Raw genomic sequence first — 255 nt, 5'->3', positions numbered from 1 at the left:
GACGACGGGTCCATCATCGACTTGCTGGTGGTCTATACGCAGGCTGCCCGTGATGACGCCGGGGGCGTCTCCGCAATCGAAGCCGAGATAGATCTTATGGTCGAAGACAACAACCTCGCCTATGTGAACGGCCTCGTTGAGACGCAGATGAATCTCGTCTTTGTCTGGCAAATTGATCTCGACGAGTCCGAGATTACGCTCGCACGACTGACGAATCCCGATGATGGGTACATGGATGCGGTTCACCCCCTCCGC

1 protein-coding gene is annotated in these 255 nt (G+C 56.5%); it reads left to right on the top strand.

Annotated features, from left to right (window positions below; all coding sequences use genetic code 11):
- Positions 1-255: hypothetical protein (locus L9G74_RS21300; protein WP_238898785.1), on the top strand; the 255-nt coding region annotated here is incomplete at both ends.

The sequence above is a fragment of the Shewanella electrica genome (assembly GCF_022321485.1).
GTDB classification, from domain to species: domain Bacteria; phylum Pseudomonadota; class Gammaproteobacteria; order Enterobacterales; family Shewanellaceae; genus Shewanella; species Shewanella electrica.
This window is presented reverse-complemented; position numbering and strand designations above follow the sequence as displayed.